This window comes from Pseudomonas sp. BJa3 (assembly GCF_026343815.1).
Taxonomy (GTDB): Bacteria; Pseudomonadota; Gammaproteobacteria; order Pseudomonadales; family Pseudomonadaceae; genus Aquipseudomonas; species Aquipseudomonas soli.
In genome coordinates this window covers 1-256 of the sequence record NZ_JAOXMC010000348.1, presented here as the reverse complement: position 1 = coordinate 256, position 256 = coordinate 1, and the positions used below count along the sequence as shown (strand labels likewise).

The window sequence follows — 256 nt, the reverse complement described above, 5'->3', positions numbered from 1 at the left end:
GGATGCGTCCCCCATCCAGCGGCGGAATCGGCAGCAGGTTCAGCGCCATCAGCACCAGGTTGACCTGCACGCCGGCCATCGCCATCTCGAACCAGAAGCTCTCCTGCATGCCCGATTCCAGGAACAGGCGCAGCGAAAACACCCACAGGATGGCCATCAGCAGATTGGCGGCGGGTCCGGCCAGCGCCACCCACAGCATGTCTTTCTTGGGACGGCGCAGGCGGCCGAAATCCACCGGCACCGGCTTGGCCCAGCC

At 66.0% G+C, this 256-nt stretch carries 1 protein-coding gene; it reads right to left on the bottom strand.

Annotation, left to right across the window (positions count from 1 at the left end):
- The coding region (locus OH705_RS27980) for a site-2 protease family protein (RefSeq protein WP_267303531.1) at nucleotides 1-256 on the bottom strand (256 nt) is incomplete at both ends.